Origin of the sequence: Streptomyces sp. NPDC026589 (genome assembly GCF_040638385.1) — a bacterium.
Taxonomy (GTDB): domain Bacteria; phylum Actinomycetota; class Actinomycetes; order Streptomycetales; family Streptomycetaceae; genus Streptomyces.
This window is the reverse complement of record NZ_JBEZYG010000006.1, coordinates 294,980-311,310: the sequence shown is the minus strand read 5'-3', so window position 1 is coordinate 311,310 and position 16,331 is coordinate 294,980. Positions and strand designations below refer to the sequence as shown.

Genomic DNA, 16,331 nt, shown 5'->3' with positions numbered 1-16,331 from the left:
CAGGGGGGATTTCGGGTTGGCGTGCGCACAACATGGTCCAGACCAATCAGGTTGTCAAGACCTCTGGCGGCCCTCTCAACCCTCCGGACGCTCCCCGCGGGCGTCCCGGGCGGCCGCGCCCGCCGCCTCGTGCATCGCGAGTTCGAGGAGTCCGGCGTCCGTGAGGGCTCCCGAACCGTCCGGCGGGACCAGCCAGCGCACTCCCCCGGTGACCCGCCCCGGGTAAGGGACGACGATCCAGGTGCCCTGGCCGCAGCCCCTGATCCCCGTGCCGATCCAGCGGGAGGCGGTGCCCGGCGGGACGAAGAAGCCCATGCGCGACTCGCCGAAGTCGGCGAGAACGGGGCCCGGACGGTCGATCAGGCGGGTGAGGACGTCGAGCGTCGGGTAGCCCAGTTCGCCCGGGAGGATCAGAACGTCCCAGCGCCTGCCGGCCGGAAGGAGCGCGATCCCCTGCGGATTGCGCTCCCACTCCCACCGGCAGGCGGCCGGGTCCGGTGCCACCGATGTGAGCCACGCGACCGCGGCTTTCGTTTCCGAGCCTGTCATGACCAGCCTCCCGTTGACGTGAGCACCGGCGGGGTCCCGCCGGTGCGTACACATGCGAGAGAGGGTTCGGTGCCGACTATGACGCGGGTTGGTGCTACTGATCAGTAGTGAGCTGGGTCACAGCATCTGACCTGGGGCGGAAGCGGCTCAGCTGTCGAAGCCGAGACCCAGCCCGTCCATGGCCCTCAGCCAGAGATTCCGGTGCCCGCCGTTGCTGTCGGCGCGGGCCAGGGACCGCTTGGTGATCTCGATCCCGGCCCAGGCGAAGGGCTCCGGTGGGAACGGCATCGGCTTGGAACGGACCATCTCCAGTCGGGTCCGTGCCGTCTCCTCGCCGGAGAGCAGATCGAGCATCACGTCGGCCCCGAAACGGGTCGAACCGACACCGAGACCGGTGTATCCGGCGGCGTACGCGACCCGGCCCTGATGGGCCGTTCCGAAGAATGCCGTAAAGCGGGAACAGGTGTCGATCGCACCGCCCCAGGCGTGCGAGAAATTCAGCCCGGAAAGCTGCGGAAAGCAGGTGAAGAACTGATCCGCGAGTTTCAGGAACGTCTCCGGCCGCTGGTCGAGATCGGCGCTGAGCCGGCCTCCGTACGGGTAGATCGCGTCGTATCCGCCCCACAGGATCCGGTTGTCCGCGGAAAGCCGGAAGTAGTGGAACTGATTGGCGCTGTCGCCCAGTCCCTGGCGCCCCTTCCAGCCGATGGAGTCGAGCTGCTCCGGGGTGAGCGGTTCGGTCATCAGCGCGTAGTCGTAGACGGGCACGGTGTACGGGCGGATCCGCTTGACGAGCGACGGGAAGATGTTGGTGCCCAGCGCGACGCGGCGCGCGAAGACCCGTCCGTACGGGGTGCGGACCGCCATTCCCGATCCGGAGCGGACCAGGTCCAGGCCCCGGGTGTGCTCGTGGATCCGTACGCCCAGCTCCAGGCAGGCCCGCTTCAGGCCCCAGGCGAGCTTCGCCGGATGCAGCATCGCGACGCCGCGCCGGTCCCAGAGCCCGCCGAGGAAGGTGGGCGAGTCGACCTCCGCGCGGAGGGTCTCACGGTCCAGGAGGTCCACGCCCGTGATGCCGAGCCCCACGATCTCCTCGTGCCATTCCCGCAGCTCCTGAAGCTGGTGGGGTTCGGTGGCGACGTCGATCTCGCCGGTGCGCTCGAACTCGCAGTCGATGCCGTAGCGGGCGACCGCGGCCTCGATGGCATCGAGGTTGCGCTCCCCCAGCTCCTCCAGCTCCGCGATCTCGTCCGGCCAGCGCTCCACGCCGTTGGCCAGGCCGTGGGTGAGGGAGGCGGCGCAGAAGCCGCCGTTGCGGCCCGAGGCGGCCCAGCCCACCTCGTGCCCCTCGATGAGGACGACGTCCCGGTCCGGGTCGCGCTCCTTGGCGATGAGCGCGGTCCACAGACCGCTGTAGCCGCCGCCGACGACCAGCAGGTCGGTGTGCTCGTCGCCGGTGAGGGCGGGCAGCGGATCGGGCTTCGCCGGGTCGTCCAGCCAGTAGGGGACCGGCTTGGCGCCGGAGAGTGATCGTGCGGCAGTACGCATGGCAGCTGGGGCCATGGTTTCCAACTCCTTCGGGACTTTCAGGGTCGAGCGTTGTTCTTCCGTCGGGCGGCTATGACCTGGCCGACGAGAACCACCGATATCGCCATGATGAACATCGCGGTGCCGATGACGTTGATCTGCACGGGCGTGCCGCGCTGCGCCGATCCCCAGACGAACATGGGGAACGTGACGGTGGAGCCCGCGTTGAAATTCGTGATGATGAAATCGTCGAACGAAAGCGCGAAGGCGAGCAGCGCTCCCGCCGCGATTCCCGGGGCCGCGATGGGGAGGGTCACCCGCACGAAGGTCTGCACGGGGCCCGCGTACAGGTCGCGGGCGGCTTCCTCCAGCCTCGGGTCCATCGACATGACGCGCGCCTTGACGGCCGTCACGACGAAGCTGAGGCAGAACATGATGTGGGCGATGAGCACGGTCCAGAAGCCGAGCTGGGCGCCCATGTTCAGGAACAGCGTGAGCAGGGACGCGGCCATGACGACCTCGGGCATCGCCATCGGCAGGAAGATCAGCGAGTTGATCGCGCCGCGCGCCCGGAAGCGGTAGCGGACCAGCGCGAACGCGATCATCGTGCCGAGCGCGGTCGCCCCGAGCGTCGCCCAGAAGGCGATCTGGAGCGAGAGGGAGAGCGAGCCGCACAGGTCGGCGACGCCGCAGGGGTCCTTCCAGGCGTCCAGCGAGAACCGCTGCCAGGCGTAGTTGAAGCGCCCGTTGGGCTTGTTGAACGAGAACACCATCACGACGATGTTCGGAACGATCATGTACGCGAGGGTCAGCAGACCGGCGATGACGACCAGGTTCCGGCGTATCCAGCGCAGTACGGGCATCAGACCAGGTCCTCCGTACCGGAGCGGCGGATGTAGAAGGTGACCGCCAGCAGGACGATCGCCATGAGGATGAAGGAGAGCGCGGCGGCCGTCGGATAGTCCAGGACCCGCAGGAACTGGCTCTGGATGACGCTGCCGACCATCTTGGTGTCCGTGGAGCCCAGCAGTTCGGCGTTGACGTAGTCGCCGCTGGCCGGGATGAACGTCAGCAGGGTGCCGGAGACGACGCCGGGCATGGAGAGCGGGAACGTCACCTTGCGGAAGGTGGTGGCGGGGGTGGCGTAGAGGTCGCCCGCCGCCTCGTGCAGCCGGCCGTCGATCCGCTCCAGCGAGGTGTAGAGCGGCAGGATCATGAACGGCAGGAAGTTGTACGTCAGACCGCAGACGACGGCCATCGGGGTGGCGAGGACCCGGTTGGACTCGGTCCAGCCGAGCCAGCTGGTGACGTCCAGGACGTGCAGGGTGTTCAGCACGTCCACGACCGCGCCGCCGTCGGCGAGGATCGTCTTCCAGGCCAGCGTACGGATGAGGAAGCTGGTGAAGAACGGGGCGATGACCAGGACGAGCACCAGGTTGCGCCAGCGGCCCGCCTTGAAGGCGATGAGGTAGGCGAGCGGGTAGCCCAGCAGCAGGCACAGGATCGTGGCGGTGCCCGCGTACAGCAGGGACCGGATGAACTGCGGGTAGTACTCGCGCAGCGCGTCCACGTACGTCTGGAAGTGCCAGGTGACCTCGAAGCCCTGCTCCAGCGAGCCGGTCTGTACGGAGGTGGAGGCCTGGTAGACGAGCGGCAGGGCGAAGAAGACGACCAGCCAGAGGATGCCGGGGAGCAGCAGCCAGTAGGGGACGAGCCGTTTGCGGGTGGAGGGCTTGCGGAGCCTGAGCTCCCTGGGCTCCTCGGGCTGGGAGGGGGGCGCGGGCGGCGCCTCGGTGAGGCTCACGCCGCGTCCTCCACGCTCTCCACGCCGGCGTCGATGTCCTGGTCGGCGTCGAGTCCGAAGGTGTGGGCGGGGTTCCAGTGCAGGATCACCTCGGCGCCGGGCAGGAGTCCCGTGCGCCGGTCGACGTTCTGCTCGTAGACCTGGAGCGCCTTGCCCGCCGGGCTCTCGACCACGTACTGGGTGGATACGCCGATGAAGCTGGAGTCGACGACGCGGCCGGTGACGCGGTTGCGGCCGGCGGCTATGGAGTCCGCTTCGTCCGCGTGGGCCAGGGATATCTTCTCGGGCCGGATCCCGAGGAGGAGCCGGCCGCCGCCCGTCGTGGGGGCCGAACACCGCTCGCGGGGCAGGGTGAGCTTGCCGCCGCCCGCGGCCACCACCAGATCGTCGCCCGTGGAGACGACCTCGCCCTCGATGAGGTTGGACGTGCCGAGGAAGTTGGCGACGAAGGTGGTGCGCGGGTTCTCGTAGAGGTCGGCGGGCGCGCCGAGTTGCTCGACCCGGCCCCCGTTCATCACCGCGACGGTGTCGGCCATGGTCATGGCCTCCTCCTGGTCGTGGGTGACGTGCACGAAGGTGATGCCGACCTCGGTCTGGATCCGTTTGAGCTCCAGTTGCATCTGGCGCCGGAGCTTGAGGTCGAGGGCGCCGAGCGGTTCGTCGAGCAGCAGGACCTGCGGGTGGTTGATGAGCGCGCGGGCGACGGCGACGCGCTGCTGCTGGCCGCCGGAGAGCTGGTGCGGTTTACGGCGGGCGAAGTCCCCGAGCTCGACGAGCTCCAGCATGTCGTCGACCTGCTTCTTCACCGACTTGATGCCGCGACGGCGCAGCCCGAAGGCGACGTTCTCGGTGATGTCCAGGTGCGGGAAGAGCGCGTAGCTCTGGAAGACGGTGTTGACGGGCCGCTTGTACGGGGGCAGGTCGGTGATGTCCTTCTCCCCGAGGAAGACCGTGCCGGTGGTGGCCTCCTCCAGGCCCGCGATCATCCGCAGGGTGGTGGTCTTGCCGCAGCCGGACGCGCCGAGCAGGGCGAAGAAGGAGCCCTGGGGCACGGTCAGGTCGAGCGGCTGCACGGCGGTGAAGGAGCCGTAGGTCTTGCTGATCCCGGCGAGGCGGACATCGCCGCCCGCGGTCTGCTGCTGTGTCATGGGTCGCAGTCCCAGTGTGTTCGGGGGGAGTTCGGGGAAAGGGGTGGCGGGTGACCTCGGAGGGGCCGGGCCGGGCGGGTTGTCCCGAATGGTGCGGCCTGCGGCGGGTCCGGTGGTCAGGCGCCGATGAGCTTGGCGAACTTCTCCTCGTACGCCGTCTCTTCCTTCGTGCTCAGGGAGCGGAAGGAGCGAGACTTCGCCGCCATCTCCTTGTCGGGAAGGATCAGCGTGTTCGAGGCCATCGACTCGTCGATCTTCGCGAGTTCGTCGCGTACGCCGTCGACCGGGCAGACGTAGTTGATGTACGCGGCGAGCTGGGCGGCGACCGGCGGTTCGTAGTAGTAGTCGATGAGCTTCTCGGCGTTGGTCTTGTGCCGGGCCTGCGCGGGGACCAGGAGGTTGTCGCTGGAGGTGATGTATCCGGCGGCCGGGATCGCGAACTCGATGTCCGGGTTGTCGGCCTGGAGCTGGATGACGTCCCCGGCCCAGCCGACGCAGGCGGCGATGTCGCCCTTGCTGAGGTCGGCGGTGTAGTCGTTGCCGGTGAAGCGGCGGATCTGCTTCTTGTCGACGGCCTTCTGGAGGCGGCCGATCGCGCCGTCGAAGTCGGTGTCGGTGAACTTCCCCGGGTCCTTGCCCTGGTCGAGGAGGGTCATGCCGATGGTGTCGCGCATCTCGGAGAGGAAGGAGACGCGGCCCTTGAGCTTCGGGTCGTCGAGCAGCTGGGTGACGGAGTCGACCTTGCGGCCGCCGGTCGCTTTCACGTTGTACGCGATGACGGTCGGGATGCCGGTCCAGGGATAGGAGTAGGCGCGGCCCGGGTCCCAGTCGGGGGTGCGGAACTGGGCGGAGACGTTCGCGAAGGCGTGCGGGAGGTTCGCGGGGTCGAGCTTCTGCGCCCAGCCGAGCCGGATGATGCGGGCGGCGAGCCAGTCGGTGACGCATATGAGGTCGCGCCCGGTGTTCTGGCCGGCCGCGAGCTGCGGTTTGATCTTCCCGAAGAACTCGACGTTGTCGTTGATGTCCTCGGTGTACTTGACCCTGATCCCGGTGCGTTTGGTGAAGGCCTCCAGGGTGGGACGGCCCTTCTCGTCCTCGCTGACGTCCATGTACTCGGTCCAGTTGGAGAAGGTGACTTCCTTCTCCTCGGCCGAGTGGTCGTCGGACGCCATACCGGCGTCGGCGCGTTTGGCGGGCGGGATGCCGCACGCGCCGAGGGTGGCCATGCCGCCCAGGGCGAGCGCGCCCATGCCGGAGGCGCGCAGCAGGGAGCGGCGGGTGAGGGCGCCCCTGCCGCTGGTCAGGGAACGCCTCATGGCCGCCAGTTGGGCGGACGAGAGGCGCTCGGGCTCGTAACTCTCCATACGCGTTGCCCTTTCGGGTGGGAGGCCGCTCGGGCCCGTGGGCCCCGGTCGCGCGGCAGCTGCTATCGGTCCCCGAAGATCGTGCGGTGCCAGTCCTTGCGGGCGACCGCGGTGTTGTCGTACATGACGTGCTTGACCTGCGTGTACTCCTCGAAGGAGTACGCCGACATGTCCTTGCCGAAACCGCTGGCCTTGTATCCGCCGTGCGGCATCTCGGACAGGATCGGGATGTGGTCGTTCACCCACACACAGCCCGCCTGGATCTCGCGGGTGGCGCGGTTCGCGCGGTACAGGTCGCGGGTCCATGCGGAGGCGGCCAGTCCGTACGGGGTGTCGTTGGCGAGCGCGATGCCCTCGTCGTCGGTGTCGAAGGGCAGCACCACCAGGACGGGGCCGAAGATCTCCGACTGGACGATCTCGCTGTCCTGGGCGGCGTCCGCGACGAGGGTGGGCCGGTAGTACGCGCCGTCGGCGAGGTCGCCGCCGGGGGCCTCGCCGCCGGTGACGACCCGGGCGTAGCCGCGGGCCCGCTCGACGAAGGCGGCGACGCGGTCGCGCTGGGCGTGGCTGATCAGGGGGCCGAGGTCGGTGGCGCCGTCGAAGGGGTCGCCGAGCCGGACGGTCTCCATGAGCGCGGCGACGTCCCGGACGAAGGCGTCGTAGAGCGGGCGCTGGACGTAGGCGCGGGTGGCGGCGGTGCAGTCCTGGCCGGTGTTGATGAGGGAGCCGGCGACCGCGCCGTGGACGGCGGCCTCCAGGTCGGCGTCGTCGAAGACCACGAAGGGGGCCTTGCCGCCGAGCTCCAGGTGGAGGCGCTTGACGGTGGCGGTGGCGATCTCCGCGACCCGCTTGCCGACGGCGGTGGAGCCGGTGAAGGAGGTCATGACGACGTCGGGGTGGCCGACGAGGTGCTCGCCGGCGTCCTTGCCCGCGCCGGTGACGATGTTGATGACGCCGTCGGGGATGCCCGCCTCGGTGGCGGCCTGGGCGAACATCAGCGAGGTGAGCGGGGTCAGCTCGGCGGGCTTGAGGACGATGGTGTTGCCCGCGGCGACGGCCGGGAGGACCTTCCAGGCGGCCATCTGGAGGGGGTAGTTCCAGGGGGCGATGGAGCCGACGACGCCGATCGCCTCGCGGCGTACGTAGGAGGTGTGGTCGCCGTCGTACTCGGCGGCTGCCTTGCCCTCCAGGTGGCGGGCCGCGCCCGCGAAGAAGGCGGCGTTGTCGACGGTGCCGGGGACGTCGAACTCGGTGGAGAGCTTGATCGGCTTGCCGCACTGGAGGGACTCGGCGTACGCGAAGTCGTCCGCCTGCTCGGCGAGGACGGCGGCGAAGCGGTGCATCGCCTCGGAGCGTTCGCCGGGGGTGGCGCCGGACCAGCCGGGGAAGGCGGCGCGGGCGGCGGCGACGGCCGCGTCCACGTCGTCGGCGCCCGCCAGCTCGTAGCGGAGCACGCATCTGCCGGTCGCGGGGTTCACCACCTCGTGGTGGTCGCCGGACGTACCGGGGAGCAGCTTGCCGCCGATGTACTGCGCACCTTCCGCGAAGCGGTCCTGAACCTGGAAGCCGTTGCTCATGACGCTCTCCTCCGCCGCTGTACCCGCTGGGCGGGGTCGGCGTAGCTTCTTCGTGAATTGAGTGCCGATCCTGACAGAGGGGTTCAAGCCCAACAAGTGATTCCGTTGTTGCCTTTTGGTTACGCGACGGAATCTGTCGACCATGTGTCGTGTCGGTGCGGAAATCCCCGTACGGAGTGTCAGTGGCGGATGCCACACTCACATGCCATGGGACCGATCGATGAGCTTCTGGCGGACGTGGCGCGGGGCGAGCGGGTGAAGTATCTGCCGTTCTGGGGGCACCGCCCGCGCCCGGACGGCCGGCTGGGGAGCAGCTGCCTCAGCCAGTGGTGGCCGTCGCCGTTCACGGTGGACGGGGTGACCTACGCGAGTGCCGAGCACTGGATGATGGCCGGCAAGGCGCGGCTCTTCGGCGATCCGGAGGCGGAGCGGGCGGCGGTGTCGGCGAAGAGCCCAGCGGCGGCGAAGAGGGCGGGGCGCCTGGTGCGCGGCTTCGACGAGGACGTGTGGATACGGGAGCGGTTCGCCCTGGTGGTGGAGGGCAGCACGCACAAGTTCGGGCAGGACCCGGAGTTGGGCGGCTTCCTCCTGGGCACCGGGAGCCGGGTGCTGGTGGAGGCGTCCCCGCTGGACCGGATCTGGGGCATCGGGCTCGCGGCGGACGACGAGCGGGTGGAGCGGCCGCGGCAGTGGCGAGGGCTGAATCTGCTGGGCTTCGCGCTGATGGAGGCGCGGGAGAGGCTGCGGGCGGGCGCGGGGGCCTGAGGCGGTTTCCGTACGGGGGTGACTGAGGCGGTTCCGGTACGCAGGTGCCTGGGGCGGTTCCCGCATGCAGGGGCCTGGGGCGGTTTCGCGTACGCAGGTGTCCGGGGCGGTTTCCCGTACGCAGGTGTCCTGGCGGTTCTCCCACGGGGCGCGGCGGGTGGCGGCCACCGAAGCTCGGCCGGGCGGGGAGCGGTCCCTGCCCGGCCGAGGTGTGCGGCGTTGGCGCCGGCGGTACCAGGGCCTAGCGGCGGTCCTCGACGACCAGCGACGTGGCGAACGGGTCGTCGTAGCTGTCGTTGCTGTCCCTGTCGCTGTCGCTGTCGGAGCTCGTCGCGGCCCAGATGGCCAGGCCGAGGAACGCGGCGCCGATGACGATGCCGACGGGGCCCAGGATGACCCCGGCGAGCGCCATGCCCCGGTTGGTGGCCTCGCCGCGCTTGGCACGGCCGAGGCCGATGATGCCGAAGACGAGCGCCAGGATGCCGAGGATGATGTTGACGCCGTACATGCAGAAGCCGACCACCGAGATGATGCCGATCACCATCGCGGCCGTGCCCAGTCCGTTGTTGGGCGCGGGGGCCCAGCCGGCCGGACCTGCTCCGTAGGCGCCGTAGCCCGGGTAGCCGCCGTACGGCTGCGGGGGCGGAGCCGGGTAGCCGTAGTGCGCGGCGGGCGGCGGGGCCGCGTGGCCGGGGCCGTTCGGGCCGATCGGCGGCGGCGGTACGTCCGAGGGTGCGGGCCCGAAGCCTCCGGCCTGGGGTATCGGCCCGGTGCCGTCCCCGGCGGCCGGTCCGGCGCCCGGCATCGACGTCACGGTCGGCTGGGCGTGGACCGGAGCGGGCGGCGGCGTGGGCGCGGCAGGCTTGCCCAGTTCCACCCTGCTGTCCGGTTCCACCCTGCTGTCCGGCGGCGCCCACGGATCGCGTGGCGCGGCCCCGCCCCCGGGCTGCTCTGTGTTGTCTGACATGGGCCTCCCCCATCGTGGTCCCGTCATGCTACGGCCAGGCCTCAACGCCCCGGACCCCGCCTGCGATGATCGGTGGGGCCGGTACGCCCGGCCGACGTCACGCCGAACGGGAGATTTCCGATGACCGATCCGCATCCCTTCATCGCCGGGCTGCCCAAGGCCGAGCTCCATGTCCACCATGTCGGGTCGGCCTCGCCCCGGATCGTCGCGGAGCTGGCCGCCCGGCATCCGGACTCCAAGGTCCCCACGGACCCGGAGGCGCTGGTCGACTTCTTCACCTTCACCGACTTCGCGCACTTCATCGAGGTCTATCTCTCGGTGGTGGACCTGGTCCGCACCCCCGAGGACGTCCGGCTGCTCACCTTCGAGGTGGCGCGGGACATGGCCCGGCAGAACATCCGGTACGCGGAGCTGACCGTGACGCCGTACAGCTCGACCCGCCGGGGCATCCCCGAGGACGCGTTCATGGAGGCCATCGAGGACGCGCGCAGGGCGGCCGAGGCCGAGCTGGGCACCGTGCTGCGCTGGTGCTTCGACATTCCGGGCGAGGCCGGTCTCCAGTCGGCCGAGGAGACCGTCCGGCTCGCCGTGGAGCACCGGCCCGAGGGGCTCGTCTCCTTCGGCCTCGGCGGACCGGAGATCGGGGTGGACCGCCCCCAGTTCAAGCCGTACTTCGACCGGGCCATCGCCGCGGGCCTGCACTCGGTGCCGCACGCCGGGGAGACCACAGGACCGCAGACGGTCTGGGACGCCCTGACCGCGCTGCGCGCCGAGCGCATCGGGCACGGCACCAGCTCCGTCCAGGACCCCAGGCTGCTGGAGCACCTCGCCGAGCACCGCATCGCGCTGGAGGTCTGCCCGACGTCGAACATCGCCACCCGCGCGGTCACGGACATCGAGCTGCACCCGATCCGGGAGATGGTGGCGGCGGGCGTGCTGGTGACCGTCAACAGCGACGACCCGCCGATGTTCGGCACCGACCTCAACAACGAGTACGCGGTGGCCGCCCGGCTGCTGGAGCTCGACGAGCGCGGCATCGCGGAGCTCGCGAAGAACGCCGTGGAGGCCTCCTTCCTCGACCCGGCGGGCAAGCGGAAGCTGGCCGAGGAGATCGACACGTACACGACGAACTGGCTCCGGGCTCCCGGCCGCTGACCCGGTCGTCGACAATGGCCCCATGGCCAACACCGTCACCAGCGTCACCGCCGTGGGACATCGCGGCGATCCGTATCTCGCGCGCGAGAACACCCTGCCCTCGATCCGCTCCGCCTTCGAACGGGGGGCGGACGCGGTCGAGATCGATGTGCGGGTGACCCGCGACGGGGTGCCCGTCCTGCTGCACGACGCGACGCTGGAGCGGCTGTGGGGCCACGACCGGAGGCTGGACCGGCTGGACCACGCGGAGCTGAAGGAGCTGACGGGCGGCGGGGTGCCCACGCTCCGCGAGGCGCTGCTCGCCATCGGGGCGCGCCGGGTGATGGTGGACCTGCCCGGCTCCACGGACGCCTCGGTGAAGAACATCGTGGGCACGGTCCGGGAGTGCGGGGCCGGTGAGCGGGCGTACTACTGCGCGAGCGCGGACGCGATGCTGCGGGTGCGCGCCGCCGATCCGTCCGCCGAGATCGCCCTGACCTGGACCACGCTGGCCCCGCCGCGTCCGGAGCTGCTGGCCACGGTGAGGCCGCGCTGGCTGAACTACCGCTTCGGCCTGGTGAGCCGGGAGCTGACGGACCGGGCGCACCGGGACGGGCTGCTCGTCTCCGCGTGGACGGCCGACACGAAGCGCACGATGCGCCGGCTGATCGAGCGGGGCGTCGACTCGATCACCACCAACCGGATCGACACGCTTCACCGGCTGCTGGCCAACTCGCCCGGTCGCGGCGGTTCTTGATCGGTCCGGCATGATGGGAACCCCGCACCGCCCGCCGCCGCTCCGGGCGCCGGGCCCTTGGCCATCGAGGAGCAGCTGTGATGGACCCCCGACCGCAGGCGGCCACCGCCCGGATACGTTCCGACGTCGCGCACAACGCCCGTGTGTGGAACTACTGGCTGGGCGGCAAGGACAACTACCCGGTGGACCGGGCGGTGGGCGACCGGGTGACCGGGATGTACCCGAGCATCGGTGAAGTGGCGCGCGCGGACCGGGCGTTCCTCGGCCGTGTGGTGCGTCATCTGGCCGGCGACGTGGGCATCGACCAGTTCCTCGACATCGGCACGGGGCTGCCGACCGTGAACAACACCCACGAGATCGCCCAGCACACCGCGCCGCACGCGCGCATCGTGTACGTGGACAACGATCCGATCGTGCTGGCCCATGCCCGGGCCCTGCTGACCAGTTCGCTGGAGGGCGCGACCGAGTACGTCGACGCGGACGCGCACCGCCCCGAGCAGATCCTGCGGGCCGCCGAGCCCACCCTGGACCTGGGACGCCCGGTCGCGGTGATGATGCTCGGCATCCTGAACTTCGTGCTGGACACGGACGAGGCGCGGTCCATCGTGCGGACGCTGATGGCGGCCGTGCCGTCGGGCAGCCACCTGGTGCTGACCCACCCGACGCAGGAGCTGGGCGGCGAGGGCAACGAGGCGGCGATGCGCTTCTGGAACGAGAACGCCACACCGCCCATCACCGCCCGCAGCAGGGAGGAGTTCGCCGGCTTCCTGGACGGTCTGGAGATCCTGGAGCCGGGGATCGTCTCCTGCTCCCGCTGGCGTACGAACCCGCGGGAGCGGGAGGTCGCACAGTTCGGGGTGGTGGCCCGGAAGCCCTGATGCGCTTCCCGGGCCTGTCGGCACGGCTGCGCGGGCCGCGGGCCGTCGATCTGTGGATCACGCTCGCGGTGCAGGCCGCGGTGACCATGCCTTTCGTCGTGCCGCGCGCACCGGACCTGCCGGAGGCGACCTGGGGCGCGTACGGTCTGACGACCCTGACCGTGCTGCCGCTGATCGCCCGGCGTCTCGCACCGGTCGCCGTGCTGCTGGCGACGCTCGCGGGCGGCGCACTGTACACGCTGGCCCTCGACGGTCCGGGCCAGCCGTTGCCGTACGCCGGACTGGTGACGTTCTACACGGTCGCCGAACTGTCCCCGCCGCGCAAACGGCTGGCGGTCGCGGTGCTGGTCGGCGCGGCGGTGTTCCCGTCGGTGGCCTGGAACACGGGCGAAGCGCGGGAGTTGCTGTTCTCGCTGTTCGTGTTCGGTGCCGCGTACGCCTTCGGGCGGCTCAACCACACCCGCAAAGCCTATGTGGCGGCGGTGGAGGACCGGGCGCTCCAGGCGGAGCTGGGCCGGCGGATCGAGGCGGAGCGGGCCGCGGCGCGCGAACGGGCCCGGATCGCACGGGAGATGCACGACATCCTCTCGCACGCGGTGAGCCTGATGATCGTGCAGGCGGAGGCCGGGCCGGTGGCGGTCCGGGCGGCCCCCGAACGTGCGGAGGCTGCGTTCGACGCGATCTCCGAGACGGGCCGGGACGCGATGGTGCAGCTGCGCCGCATGCTCGGGGTGCTGCGCGAGGACGGCCTCGGCCGGGCTCCCGCGCCCCGTTCGCCCCAGCCGGGGCTCGCGGAGCTGCCGGCTCTGCTGGCGCGGGTGCGCGGCGGCGGCCCGGAGGTCGTCCTGACGACGACCGGGACGGCCCGCCCACTGCCGCAGGACACCGGGGCGACGGTGTACCGGATCGCGCAGGAGGCCCTGACGAACGTCGTCAAGCATGCGCGGGCCGACCGCGTGGAGGTGGAACTGAGCTATGGGGAGGACGAGTTGACGATCACGGTGCGGGACGACGGGCAGGGGCCCGGGACCACCCAGGGGCACGGGCTGATCGGGATCCGGGAGCGGGCCGCCGCGCACGGCGGCACCGTGCGGGCCGGTGGAGGGCCCGGCGGGCGGGGCTTCGAGCTGGTCGTCGGGCTGCCGCTCGCGCCCGGGACCGGAGGGGTGCGGACGTGACGGTCCGGGTGGTGGTCGCCGACGACCAGGAGCTGGTGCGCAGCGGTTTCGCGATGATTCTGGACGCCCAGCCCGGCATCGAGGTGGTGGCGGAGGCGAGGGACGGGGCGCGGGCCGTGGCGGCGGTGCGCCGACTGCGGGCGGACGTGGCGCTGCTGGACATCCGGATGCCGGTGCTGGACGGCATCGCGGCATGCCGGGAGATCGCCGCCGAAGGGGGCTGCCGGACGGTCATGCTCACCACGTTCGACGCGGACGAGTACGTGTACGAGGCGCTGCACGCGGGCGCGAGCGGCTTTCTGCTCAAGGACGTGCGCCGGGACGATCTGGTGCACGCGGTGCGGGTGGTGGCCGCCGGGGAGTCGCTGGTCGCCCCGTCGGTGGCGCGACGGCTGATCGCCGAGTACACCTCGCGCCCGGCGGGCCTGCCCGCGCCGTCGGCCGGCCGGCTGGAAGTCCTGACCGTCCGGGAGCGGGAGACCCTGCTGCACCTGGCGCGGGGCCTGTCCAACGCGGAGATCGCGGCGGCGCTCGTGGTGAGCGAGCACACGGTAAAGACCCATGTGAGCAACGTGCTGTCCAAGCTGGGGCTGCGTGACCGCGTCCAGGCCGTCATCTGCGCCTACGAGACCGGGCTCGTGGCTCCCTCGGCCGGGTGAGCCACCGGCACTTCCTCCCCCGGCCGAGGGAGCGAGACCCCAGCCGAAGACCGCCCGGGCGGGTGATCCGCTGCGATCTCCGGGCCAACAGGATGAAGTCCGACAGCGGTTGACGACATTCCCCCCCTTGGAGGCATCCGGTGAACAGATCCGTCCGCACGCTCCTGGCCACTGCCCTGATCCTCGGCATCACCTGCGGGGCGGCCGGGCCCGTGTCCGCGAGCGCCCCCGCCGACGCCGCTCCGGGCTCCCGTCCGGTGGCCTCCGGCGCACCCCGGAGCCAGGACGCTCCGGATGCCCGGGCCCTGCGCGCGGCGATCGACGGTCTTCCGCGCCAGGACGCCGTCGCGGCGCTCGTCCGGGTCGGCGGCACCGGCGGGTCGTGGCGCGGCAGCGCCGGAGTGCATGACCTGCCCTCGGGCCGCCCGGCGGATCCGGCGGCCCGCTTCCGCGCCGGATCGGTGACCAAGGTGTTCACGGCGGCCGCGGTGCTGCAACTGGCGGGCGAGCGGAAGCTGTCCCTGGACCGCGCCGCCCGGCACTATCTGCCGGACCTGATCCCGGCCGCGTACGGGGAGGTGACCGTGCGCCAGTTGCTCGACCACACCAGCGGGATACCCGCCGCGGACCTGCCGGGCAGGAACCTGGAGGAGTGGTACGCACACCGCTTCGACGTCCACACCCCGCGCTCCATGGTGGCTTCCGCCACGGCGAAGGAGCGGGAGTTCGCGCCGGGCGTCAGCCAGCACTACCTCAACATCAACTACACGGTCCTGGGGCTGCTGATCGAGCGCGTCACCGGGCACGCGTACGCGCGAGAGGTGTCGGACCGGATCCTGCGCCCGCTCGGCCTGCGGTCCACGTACTTCCCCGGCGCGGCCCCCCGGATCCGCGGCCCGCACAACCGGGGCTACCAGGTATTCGCGACGCCGGGCGGGGGCGACGAGCTGCGGGACGTCACGGTGTGGGGGCCGACCGACGGGTGGGCGGCCGGGGACATCATCTCGACCACCGTCGATCTGGAGCGCTTCACCACCGCACTGTTCGGCGGACGGGTGGTGCGCGAGCCGCTGCTGGAGGAGATGTTCACGCTGCCTGACGCCTCGGTGCGCACCTACGGTTCCGGGGAGCCGGCGCGGTTCGGCGCCGGTCTCTCCTTGTTCACCCTGGGCGGCCGCCAGGTGTGGGGCAAGACGGGCGGCCGCTGGGGCTACAACTCGGTGGTGGCGGCCACCCGCGACCTCTCCCGCTCGCTCGTCTACAGCGTCGGCGCGACGGACGCGAAGGGGAAGGACGCGAACGCCACGGCGATGGGCATCGTGGTGGCCGCCTTCGGAGCGCCGCCCGCCGCGTGAGCCGGACGCGGCCTCGCCGTGGCCGACGGCCCGAAAGGTGTCCTGCCCATCGCGTCCGGACGGCCGTGGGCGTCAGGCGCTCGCCGGCGCGGGCGCCGGGGCCGTGGCGGCCGCCTGCTCCAGTGCCTCCAGGCACTTGATCATGCGGCGGACGATCAGCAGCGGGATGACGCCGAAGACCCCGAAGGACATGTCGATCAGGCTCCACCAGAACGGGATGTCGCGGATCGGTCCGCAGATCAGGGCGAGCGGGATGATCCCGGCGCAGGCGATCATGCCGAACTCGATGACCCAGATGTTGCGGACCGGGTCGCGGTAGGGGCCGTAGAAGGCGACCGCGATGACCAGATGGGCGAAGGCCAGCCAGTCGGTGCCGTAGAGCATGAAGGGCTGCTCGCGTTCGACGGTGTCGAGCCCTTCGCGGACCCGGGTGATCCACTCCATCAGACCGGGAAGGTGCTCGGGGACCGGGGAGGCCGAGGCGCCCAGCAGGTCCTCGGCCCAGCGGAGTTCGGTGACGAGCGGGAAAGCCGTGAGCCCGCTCAGTACCAGACAGACGATGAAGAACGCCAACCACCTGCGTATACGCCGCGTGAGGGCGTTTCGCTCGCTCATGTCCGCAGCGTACGCCCGCAGTTACCGCTCCTTTACGTCACCCCTGCCAGGGCT

General features: G+C 71.0%; 16 protein-coding genes. 7 read left to right on the top strand and 9 right to left on the bottom strand.

The features are described 5' to 3' along the window. Positions 1–75 precede the first annotated feature (75 nt). The 7 genes from AB0F29_RS13405 to AB0F29_RS13375 all read right to left on the bottom strand — a co-directional run bounded on the left by AB0F29_RS13405 (position 76) and on the right by AB0F29_RS13375 (position 7,969). Positions 76–549 (bottom strand): hypothetical protein, encoded by a 474-nt coding sequence (locus AB0F29_RS13405; RefSeq protein ID WP_361871025.1) that lies wholly within the window; start codon positions 547–549, stop codon positions 76–78. Positions 550–696: 147 nt separating this feature from the next. Continuing rightward, the gene (locus tag AB0F29_RS13400; protein ID WP_361871022.1) at positions 697–2,112 is read right to left on the bottom strand and encodes an FAD-dependent oxidoreductase; all 1,416 of its coding nucleotides are present in this window, start codon (positions 2,110–2,112) and stop codon (positions 697–699) included. A gap of 23 nt (positions 2,113–2,135) precedes the next feature. Continuing rightward, positions 2,136–2,939, bottom strand: a complete 804-nt coding sequence (locus tag AB0F29_RS13395) for an ABC transporter permease (protein ID WP_274033834.1) — start codon at positions 2,937–2,939, stop codon at positions 2,136–2,138. Further along, positions 2,939–3,880, bottom strand: a complete 942-nt coding sequence (locus AB0F29_RS13390; RefSeq protein WP_361871020.1) for an ABC transporter permease — start codon at positions 3,878–3,880, stop codon at positions 2,939–2,941. Before AB0F29_RS13390 ends, AB0F29_RS13395 begins: the two co-directional genes overlap by 1 nt. Further along, on the bottom strand, positions 3,877–5,028 hold the full coding sequence (locus tag AB0F29_RS13385) for an ABC transporter ATP-binding protein (RefSeq protein WP_361871018.1): 1,152 nt from the start codon (positions 5,026–5,028) through the stop codon (positions 3,877–3,879). Before AB0F29_RS13385 ends, AB0F29_RS13390 begins: the two co-directional genes overlap by 4 nt. A 116-nt stretch (positions 5,029–5,144) precedes the next feature. Next, complete coding sequence (locus AB0F29_RS13380) at positions 5,145–6,392, bottom strand: spermidine/putrescine ABC transporter substrate-binding protein (protein ID WP_361871015.1); 1,248 nt, start codon at positions 6,390–6,392, stop codon at positions 5,145–5,147. 62 nt (positions 6,393–6,454) lie between these two features. Beyond that, positions 6,455–7,969 carry a gamma-aminobutyraldehyde dehydrogenase gene (locus tag AB0F29_RS13375; protein WP_361871012.1) on the bottom strand — a complete coding sequence of 505 codons (1,515 nt, stop codon included), beginning with the start codon at positions 7,967–7,969 and terminating at the stop codon, positions 6,455–6,457. A 207-nt stretch (positions 7,970–8,176) separates the two neighbouring features. On the opposite strand from AB0F29_RS13375, the gene AB0F29_RS13370 reads away from it, so the two are divergent. Further along, positions 8,177–8,734: an NADAR family protein gene (locus tag AB0F29_RS13370; protein ID WP_361871009.1), complete on the top strand. Its 558-nt coding sequence runs from the start codon at positions 8,177–8,179 to the stop codon at positions 8,732–8,734. A gap of 241 nt (positions 8,735–8,975) precedes the next feature. Here AB0F29_RS13370 and AB0F29_RS13365 read toward each other — a convergent pair whose 3' ends face one another. Further along, complete coding sequence (locus AB0F29_RS13365; protein WP_361871007.1) at positions 8,976–9,701, bottom strand: DUF4190 domain-containing protein; 726 nt, start codon at positions 9,699–9,701, stop codon at positions 8,976–8,978. A gap of 120 nt (positions 9,702–9,821) precedes the next feature. Between AB0F29_RS13365 and AB0F29_RS13360 the strand changes: the two genes are divergently transcribed. From AB0F29_RS13360 to AB0F29_RS13335, 6 genes are all read left to right on the top strand, one after another. Then, entirely contained in the window at positions 9,822–10,856 is a 1,035-nt protein-coding gene (locus tag AB0F29_RS13360) for an adenosine deaminase (RefSeq protein ID WP_361871004.1), read from the top strand. A 22-nt stretch (positions 10,857–10,878) separates the two neighbouring features. Continuing rightward, on the top strand, positions 10,879–11,592 hold the full coding sequence (locus AB0F29_RS13355; protein WP_361871001.1) for a glycerophosphodiester phosphodiesterase: 714 nt from the start codon (positions 10,879–10,881) through the stop codon (positions 11,590–11,592). Positions 11,593–11,672: 80 nt separating this feature from the next. Further along, a complete protein-coding gene (locus AB0F29_RS13350; protein ID WP_018960703.1) occupies positions 11,673–12,470 on the top strand; it encodes an SAM-dependent methyltransferase in 798 nt (265 codons plus the stop codon). After that, positions 12,470–13,648, top strand: coding sequence for a histidine kinase (locus AB0F29_RS13345; RefSeq protein WP_361870998.1), 1,179 nt, complete (start codon positions 12,470–12,472; stop codon positions 13,646–13,648). The genes AB0F29_RS13350 and AB0F29_RS13345 overlap by 1 nt, the downstream gene beginning before the upstream one ends. Then, complete coding sequence (locus AB0F29_RS13340) at positions 13,645–14,307, top strand: response regulator transcription factor (RefSeq protein WP_361870995.1); 663 nt, start codon at positions 13,645–13,647, stop codon at positions 14,305–14,307. The genes AB0F29_RS13345 and AB0F29_RS13340 overlap by 4 nt, the downstream gene beginning before the upstream one ends. Before the next feature lie 140 nt (positions 14,308–14,447). Then, positions 14,448–15,662, top strand: coding sequence for a serine hydrolase domain-containing protein (locus tag AB0F29_RS13335; protein WP_361870993.1), 1,215 nt, complete (start codon positions 14,448–14,450; stop codon positions 15,660–15,662). Between the two features lie 72 nt (positions 15,663–15,734). On the opposite strand, the gene AB0F29_RS13330 is transcribed toward AB0F29_RS13335, so the two are convergent. Further along, positions 15,735–16,277 (bottom strand): hypothetical protein, encoded by a 543-nt coding sequence (locus tag AB0F29_RS13330; protein WP_361870990.1) that lies wholly within the window; start codon positions 16,275–16,277, stop codon positions 15,735–15,737. Positions 16,278–16,331 lie beyond the last annotated feature (54 nt).